The organism is Pseudomonas sp. RW407 (genome assembly GCF_003176655.1).
GTDB classification, from domain to species: domain Bacteria; phylum Pseudomonadota; class Gammaproteobacteria; order Pseudomonadales; family Pseudomonadaceae; genus Pseudomonas; species Pseudomonas delhiensis.
In genome coordinates this window covers 13,848-21,948 of sequence record NZ_QGSL01000106.1, presented here as the reverse complement: position 1 = coordinate 21,948, position 8,101 = coordinate 13,848, and the positions used below count along the sequence as shown (strand labels likewise).

General features: G+C 68.5%; 6 protein-coding genes. 2 read left to right on the top strand and 4 right to left on the bottom strand.

Annotated elements, in window-relative coordinates; all coding sequences use genetic code 11:
* From DK254_RS16990 to DK254_RS16975, 4 genes are all read right to left on the bottom strand, one after another.
* Positions 1-1,269: 8-oxoguanine deaminase (locus DK254_RS16990; protein WP_109935768.1), on the bottom strand; the 1,269-nt coding region annotated here is incomplete at its 3' end.
* A 155-nt stretch (positions 1,270-1,424) separates the two neighbouring features.
* Complete coding sequence (locus DK254_RS16985) at positions 1,425-2,108, bottom strand: SDR family oxidoreductase (protein ID WP_109934718.1); 684 nt, start codon at positions 2,106-2,108, stop codon at positions 1,425-1,427.
* A gap of 139 nt (positions 2,109-2,247) precedes the next feature.
* Positions 2,248-3,555 carry an MFS transporter gene (locus DK254_RS16980; RefSeq protein WP_109934717.1) on the bottom strand — a complete coding sequence of 436 codons (1,308 nt, stop codon included), beginning with the start codon at positions 3,553-3,555 and terminating at the stop codon, positions 2,248-2,250.
* 571 nt (positions 3,556-4,126) lie between these two features.
* Positions 4,127-4,924 (bottom strand): helix-turn-helix transcriptional regulator, encoded by a 798-nt coding sequence (locus DK254_RS16975; protein WP_109934716.1) that lies wholly within the window; start codon positions 4,922-4,924, stop codon positions 4,127-4,129.
* A gap of 76 nt (positions 4,925-5,000) precedes the next feature.
* On the opposite strand from DK254_RS16975, the gene DK254_RS16970 reads away from it, so the two are divergent.
* Together DK254_RS16970 and DK254_RS16965 are read left to right on the top strand one after the other, a co-directional pair.
* A complete protein-coding gene (locus DK254_RS16970) occupies positions 5,001-6,617 on the top strand; it encodes a gamma-glutamyltransferase family protein (RefSeq protein WP_109934715.1) in 1,617 nt (538 codons plus the stop codon).
* A 459-nt stretch (positions 6,618-7,076) separates the two neighbouring features.
* Positions 7,077-7,913 (top strand): outer membrane protein OmpK, encoded by an 837-nt coding sequence (locus tag DK254_RS16965; RefSeq protein WP_109934714.1) that lies wholly within the window; start codon positions 7,077-7,079, stop codon positions 7,911-7,913.
* Positions 7,914-8,101 lie beyond the last annotated feature (188 nt).

Sequence of the window (8,101 nt, the reverse complement as noted above, 5' to 3'; positions counted from 1 at the left end):
CCGCCAACTCCCCCCGACCATCACCCTGTCCGCCCTGTCCGCCCCGCACAGCAGCAGCGCCGACAACGGATCATGGCTCCCGGAGAACCGCAGCTCATCCAGCTTGAACAGCGCCAGGTCCGCCTGCTTGCCCGGCGCCAGCTCACCGATGTCGCTGCGGCCCAGCAGTTTCGCCGAGCCCCTGGTGGCCCAGCCCAGGGCGCGTTCCGGGGTGATGGCTTCGGCGCCGTAGCGCAGGCGCTGGATGTACAGGGCCTGGCGGGCTTCGAGGATCATGTTGGAGGCGTCGTTGGAGGCCGAGCCGTCCACGCCGATGCCCACCGGCGCGCCGGCCGCTTCCAGGGCCACGGTGGGGCAGATGCCCGAGGCCAGGCGCATGTTCGAGCTGGGGCAGTGGCAGATGCCGGTGCCGGCCTGGCCCAGGCGGGCGATTTCCTCGTCGTTGAAGTGGATGCCGTGGGCCAGCCAGGTGCGCGGGCCGAGCCAGCCGACGCTGTCCAGGTAGTCCACGGTGCGCTGGCCGAAGCGCTGCAGGCAGAAGTCTTCCTCGTCGAGGGTCTCGGCCAGGTGGGTGTGCAGGCGCACGTCGTGGCGTTCGGCCAGGTCGGCGCTGGCGCGCATGATTTCCGGGGTCACCGAGAACGGCGAGCAGGGCGCCAGGGCGATCTGCACCTGGGCGCCGTCGCCACGCTGGTGGTAGTCGCGGATCAGCCGCTCGCTGTCGTCGAGGATGTCTTCGGCGCGCTGCACCGTCTGCTGCGGCGGCAAACCGCCATCGGCCTCGCCCAGGCTCATGGAGCCGCGGGTGAGCATGGCGCGCATGCCCAGCTCGGCGACCACCCCGGCCTGCACGTCGATGGCCTGCTCCAGGCCGTCGGGGAACAGGTAGTGGTGGTCGGCGGCGGTGGTGCAGCCGGACAGCAGCAGCTCGGCCAGGGCCACCTTGGTGGCCAGCGCCAGTTGGTCGGGGGTCAGCCGCGCCCACACCGGGTAGAGCGTCTTCAGCCAGGGGAACAGCGGCTGGTTGACCACCGGCGCCCAGGCGCGGGTGAGGGTCTGGTAGAAGTGGTGGTGGGTGTTGATCAGGCCCGGCAGCAGCACGTGCTGGCTGGCGTCGAACACCTGCTCGCAGGGCTGCGAGGGTTGCTGGCCGGCGGCGACCAGTTCGAGGATGCGACCGTCCTGCACGACCAGGCCGCCACGGGCGTCGAGGCCGTTGGCGGTGAAGATGGCGAGGGGGTTGCGCAGCCACAGGCGGGGGGATGACATGGGTGAATCCTCTTGAGTGGCGGAGCCGCCGCCCGAGGCGAGCCGGCTCCCGGTTGTTCGGGAAGCCAGCTCAGTGTTCACCCTGTCTGCTGATCCAGGTGCACCTGACCCGCAGGTCAGGCGCCGGTGCATGTTAACGCCTCCGCCGGCGTCCGTCACCAGTCGATCGTCGTCCCCTGGTAGTCCAGGTAGTACTGGCCGCCGCGCCCGGCGTAGGCCTCGACCTGGTCGATCAGCCCGGCGGCGCTGGTTTCCACGTCCAGCGGCGCGGCCTCGCCGCCCATGTCGGTGCGTACCCAGCCGGGGTGCAGGTCGAGCACGGTCAGGCCGGTTTCGCCCAGGCCGGCGACGAAGCTGCGGGTCAGCGAGTTCAGCGCCGCCTTGCTCGCCCGGTACAGCGCCATGCCGCCGGATTCGTTGCCGGCCACGCTGCCCAGCTCGGAGGTCATGAAGGCCAGCACGCCGCGTTGCGCATCCAGCCGTGGCAGCAGGCGCTCGGCCAGGCGCACGGGGGCCACGGCGTTGACCATGAACAGCTCGCCGACCTCGACCAGGCTGGCATCCAGCGCCGACTGGTGCGGCGGGCCGTAGATGCCGGCGTTGATGTACACCAGGGCGAAGCGCTGCCCGGCGAGTGCTTCGGCGAGGCGGTCCTGGGAGGCCGCATCGTCCAGCACCAGGGACTCGACGCGCACCGGCAGGCTGTCCAGCACGCCGGCATTGGCGGCGTCGCGCACGGTGGCGGTGACCTCCCAGCCGCGCGCCAGCAGCTGGTTCACCAGGCCCAGGCCGAGGCCGCGGGAGGCGCCGACGATCAGGGCGGAATTGGCAGTGCTCATGGGCTTGTCCTCGTCGCTTGGAAAAAAACCAGCATAACCGCTCCCGCGCAACCGGGCCGCAAACGACAAGGCCCGGCAGCTGCCGGGCCTTGTGGATAAAACGCCCCGGAACCTGCCCGGGGCCAGGGCACGCGCCCTATCAGTCGGTGGTGATCTTCGAGTGTTTCTGGGTGTCCTTCATGGTCACGTAGACCAGCAGCGAGCAGGCGATGCAGCCGGTGACGTACCAGTAGAAGCCGCTCTCGAGACCGACGCTCTTGAACCACAGCGCCACGTACTCGGCGGTGCCGCCGAAGATCGACACGGTCAGCGCGTAGGGCAGGCCCACGCCCAGGGCACGGATCTCGGTGGGGAACAGCTCGGCCTTCACCACGGCGTTGATCGAGGTGTAGCCGCTGACGATCACCAGCGCCGCCATGATCAGGAAGAACGCGCCCCACCAGGTGTCGATGGTGTGCAGGGTGCTGAGGATCGGGTAGGTGAACAGGGTGCCCAGCACGCCGAAGGCGATCAGGATCGGGCGGCGGCCGATCTTGTCCGACAGCGCGCCGACGATGGGCTGCAGCAGCATGAACAGGAACAGGGTGGCGGCCGAGATCATGGTCGAGTCGGTCTTGCTCATGCCCACGGTGTTCACCAGGTACTTCTGCATGTACGTGGTGTAGGTGTAGAAGGCCAGGGTGCCGCCCATGGTCAGGCCGACCACGGTGAGCACTTCCTTCGGGTGGCGCAGCAGGGCGCGCATCAGGCTTTCCTTGGGCTCTTCCTTCTTCTGCGAGAAGGACTCGGTCTCTTCCATGCCGCGGCGCAGGAACATGGCGGTCACCGCGCACAGCGCGCCGATGAAGAAGGGCACGCGCCAGCCCCAGCTTTCCAGCTGTTCGACGGTGAGGGTCTGCTGCAGCACGATCAGCACCGCCAGGGCGATGAGCTGGCCGGAGATCAGGGTCACGTACTGGAAGCTGGAGAAGAAGCCGCGCTGTTCCTTGTTGGCCATCTCGCTGAGGTAGGTGGCCGAGGTGCCGTATTCGCCGCCGACCGACAGGCCCTGCAGCAGGCGCGCGAGCACCAGCAGGATGGGCGCGCCGACGCCGATGGTCTCGTAGCTGGGGGTCAGGGCGATGATCAGCGAGCCGAAGCACATCAGCAGCACCGAGGCCAGCAGTGCGGCCTTGCGGCCCTTGCGGTCGGCGTAGATACCCATCAGCCAGCCGCCGATCGGGCGCATCAGGAAGCCCACGGCGAAGATCGCGGCGGTGTTCAGCAGCTGGGCGGTCATGTCGCCCTGAGGGAAGAAGGCCTTGGCGAAGTACAGCGAGAAGGCGGCGTAGACGTACCAGTCGTACCACTCCACCAGGTTGCCCACCGAACCGCTGAAGATCGACTTGATGCGCTGGGAGGTCGTACGGGGCGCGGCAGAAGCGGAGACGGCGCTTGCGCTATCCATGGGTAATCCTCTTGTCGTTGTTGTCGTCGGGTGCGTGGACCACGAAACCACGCACCGGCGCGCCGCGAGGTGCGGCGCAGTGAGGAGGGCGATAGCAGGCAGCGTGCCAAGGGCGCAAAGCCGCGTGGCACAAGGGCTTACAGGGTTTTCGTACGCTGTGGGCAGGCGCCTGGCTGCCGATCGACGGGGGTGGATGAGCGGAAATCCGCTTATTCGGAGCGGCTTTTCGTAGGAGCGAGGGGAGCGCCTGGCTCTTGCTCGCGAACCGGGTCTCCTGGTGGCTTCGGTGCCTGGCCTGAAGAGCGCCCTCTCCCTAACCCTCGGCTGCGCGCCCCGCCCTGAAGGGAGAGGGGACCGTTGGGCAGATACGGATGTATAGGAGTTAGCCGGCAACTCCGAAGGTTTCCGGCTGAAACCACTCCTCCTCTCGGCACGGACTAGCCCCCTCTCCCTTCAGGGAGAGGGCTGGGGAGAGGGTTGCGGAGTCAAACTGCAACACCAGGGCCGCCTGGAAACGCTGTTCGCGAGCAAGCTCGCTCCTACAGGTACAGGGGAGATACACCGCAGCGGCTCAGCGTTGCTTGAACAGCTCACCGGGGGTGAAGCCGAACAGCCCCTTGAAGGCGGCGATGTAGGCCGAGGTGGAGTCGTAGCCGCAGTCCAGCGCGGCGGCGGTGACGCTGGCGCCTTCCTCCAGCACGCCGAGGGAACCGAGCAGGCGCTGGCGTTGGCGCCAGAGGCGGAAGCTCATGCCGGTCTCGCGCTGGAACAGGCGCGACAGGGTCTTCTCCGAGGTACCCAGGCGCTGCGCCCAGTCACCCAGGGTGAGGCTGGCGCCGGGCTGGTCGATCAGCGCCTGGCACAGTTGCAGCAGCCGCGGCTCCCGGGGCATGGGCAGGGAGAAGGCGACTTCCGGCAGGGTGCGCAGCTGGTCCAGCAGCACGCTCACCAGGCGCTGCTCGGGGCTGTCGCCCTGTGGATAATCCACCGGTAGCTCGCAGAAGGCCTTGACCAGCTCGCGGGCCAGCGGCGTCACCTCCAGCACCCGGCAGCGTGGTGGCGCCCAGGCGCAGGCCTCGGCGCTCAGGTAGAGGCTGCGCATCTCCGCGCGGCCGGAGGTGACCACCTGGTGCTCCAGGTAGGCGGGTATCCAGATGGCGCGCTGCGGCGGGGCGAAGAAGCTGCCCTCGGCGGTATGCACGCCGAGCACCCCGCTGATGGCGTAGGACAGTTGCACCCAGGCGTGGTGGTGGCGGCCGGTCCAGGAACCGGCGCGCAGGCTCTCGGCGCGCGCGTAGACCGGTCGCGGCAGGTCGTCGAGCGCCGGGATCGAGCGTTGCAGGTCGGGGTGCTGTCCGTTCATCGCTATGCTTTGGCTTTGTATCGCTAGTCGTCAGAGTCTGGCAGGGCTACCCTGCCGCCTCAAGCCGTCAACGGAGCCCGCCATGCTGAATTTCTCCGCCCAGGAATACCCCTACCCCTCGCAGCGTTCCCTGGTGTATGCCCGGCGCGGCATGGTGGCCACCTCGCAGCCGCTGGCGGCGCAGGTCGGGCTGGATATCCTCAGGCGCGGCGGCAACGCGGTGGACGCCGCAGTGGCCACGGCGGCGGCGCTGACGGTGGTGGAGCCCACCGGCTGCGGCATCGGCGGCGACGCCTTCGCCCTGGTGTGGGTCAAGGACCGGCTGCACGGCCTGGACGCCGCCGGCTTCGCCCCGCGGGCGCTGGATATCGCCACCGTGCAGGGCGCCGGCCACACGCGCATGCCGCTGTACGGCTGGACGCCGGTGACGGTGCCCGGCTGCCCGGCGGCCTGGGCCGAGCTGTCGGCGCGCTTCGGCCGGCTGCCCTTCGCCGAGCTGCTGGCCCCGGCCATCGAGCTGGCCGAGGAAGGCTTCCCGCTCTCGCCGGTGATCGCCGGGCTGTGGCAGGGCGGCCTGGACAAGTTCCGCGGCGTGCGCGACGCGCATCCGGAGCTGGCGGCCTGGTTCGACGAGTTCCTCGTCGACGGCCGCGCCCCGCGCGCCGGGGAAATCTTCCGCCACCCCGGCCAGGCGCAAACCCTGCGCGAGCTGGCCGAGACGAAGTGCGAGAGCTTCTACCGCGGCGCCCTGGCCCGACGCATCGCCACCCATGCCGCCGCCAGCGGCGGCTACCTGGGCGAGGCCGACCTGGCCGGCTACCGCGCGCAATGGGTCGAGCCCATCTCGCTGAACTACCGCGGCTACGACGTCTGGGAAATCCCCCCGGCCGGCCAGGGCCTGGTGGCGCTGATGGCCCTGAACATCCTCAAGGGCTTCACCTTCGGCGAGCGCGACAGCCCGGACACCTGGCACCGCCAGCTGGAGGCCATGAAGCTGGCCTACGCCGACGGCCGCGCCTACATCGGCCAGCCGGACGCCATGCGCTTCAGCGTGGCCGACCTGCTCAGCGACGACTACGCCGCCAGCCGCCGCGCGCTGATCGGCGAGCGCGCCCTGGAACCGCGCCCGGGCAAGCCGCGCGCCGGCGGCACCGTGTACCTGGCCACGGCCGACGGCGAGGGCAACCTGGTGTCCTTCATCCAGAGCAACTACCACGGCTTCGGCTCCGGCGTGGTGGTGCCCGGCACCGGCATCGCGCTGCAGAACCGCGGCGCCGAATTCAGCCTCGACGCCGGCCACGTCAACGCCCTGGCCCCGGGCAAGAAGACCTTCCACACCATCATCCCCGGCTTCCTCAGCCAGGGTGGCGTGCCGCTGGGGCCGTTCGGCGTGATGGGCGCCTACATGCAGCCCCAGGGCCACGTGCAGATGGTGATGAACCTGGTGGACTTCGGCCTCAACCCCCAGGCCGCGCTGGACGCCCCGCGCTGGCAGTGGCTGGGCGACAAGCGCATCGGCATCGAGCACGGCGCGCCGCGCAGCCTGGCGGCGGTGCTCACCCGCCGCGGCCACCACGTGGAGGTGGCCCACGACCTGACCAGCTACGGCCGCGGCCAGATCATCCTGCGCGACCCGCTCAGCGGCGTGCTCTGCGGCGGCACCGAGCCGCGCACCGACGGGCAGATCGCCGCCTGGTGAAGGCCCACCGCCGGGCCGGCGGAGGTGCTTGTGCGGCGCGGCTCTGGCATCATCCGCGCCCGGAAAGTCGCGGCTACCCGGCAAGGGAGCCGCGAAGGGCGGTTGTGTAGATTCTTCACAGCAAATTGTATACACATTTTGAATTGATTCCATTCAACTCAAAGAAAACCTGTATTCAATAAGCCCTTTCCATGCTCGCCAAAATGGCGCTTCGACGGCCTGCGCTGCCCTGTTCGAAGGCACTACCTGTCCCAAGAGTCAGGTTTTTGCCCGATTCCAGGCGCTCGCCCCGGCGTGGCCAGGCCCCTGAAAAAGCATGGTTTTTCCCCATACATACAAGGAAAACCCGGCCAACGCCCGGCGTTGGCCCCGATCTTGCCTCGGCAGGCCAGGCCTGACCGAATGGACAGGTTCAGAATTCCAACGAGATCGCTGCACTTCAAAACCTAGGAGCACCACATGACTCGCACCCTCGCATCCCTGCTGCTCGCCGGCGGGCTGCTGGCTACCGGCCAGGCCATGGCCGGCGGCGAAGACCTCACCCCCGCACCGGCCAGCAACGACGGCCCGCTGATCTGGCACAACGAGAGCCTGACCTACCTGTGGGGCAAGAACTTCAAGGTCAACCCGCCGATCCAGCAGACCTTCACCTTCGAGAGCGCGAGCGCCTGGACCTGGGGCGACATCTGGTTCTTCGTCGACCAGATCAACTACAACGGCAAGGAAGACAGCCAGAACGGCAAGAACACCTACTACGGCGAATTCAGCCCGCGCCTGTCGTTCGGCAAGATCACCGGCGCCGACCTGTCCCTGGGCCCGATCAAGGACGTGCTGCTGGCCACCACCTACGAGTTCGGCGAAGGCGACACCGAGGCCTACCTGATCGGCCCGGGCTTCGACCTGGCCCTGCCCGGCTTCGACTACTTCCAGCTGAACTTCTACTACCGCAAGCCCGACGGCAACCGCGTGCCCTCCGGCGCCTGGCAGGTCACCCCTGCGTGGGCCGTCACCATCCCGGTGGGCAACTCCGACATCCTCTTCGACGGCTTCATGGACTGGGTGGTCAACAACAAGAGCGCCAGCTCCAGCGAGCGCGGCCAGAGCGACTACCACGCCAACCTGCACTTCAACCCGCAGATCAAGTACGACCTGGGCAAGGCCATGGGCTACGAGGCCAAGCACCTGTACGTGGGCGTGGAATACGACTACTGGTCCGACAAGTACGGCATCAAGGACTCGCAGTTCTTCACCACCGACCAGAACACCACCAGCCTGCTGGTGAAGTACCACTTCTGATCCGGCCTGCCCCGCCGCCCGGCGGGGCTTTCCGGGCAGCTGGGGAAAGTTCGCCAGCCTGCGCCGGAAATTTCCCTGCCCCACAAAGAAATACCCCTCCCACAACGCGCCCGCCTCCAATAGGCGGAGGAACCCGCGCGCCGCATCGTGCCCCGCTCCAATCCCCCACCGGAGCCGCACCATGCGCA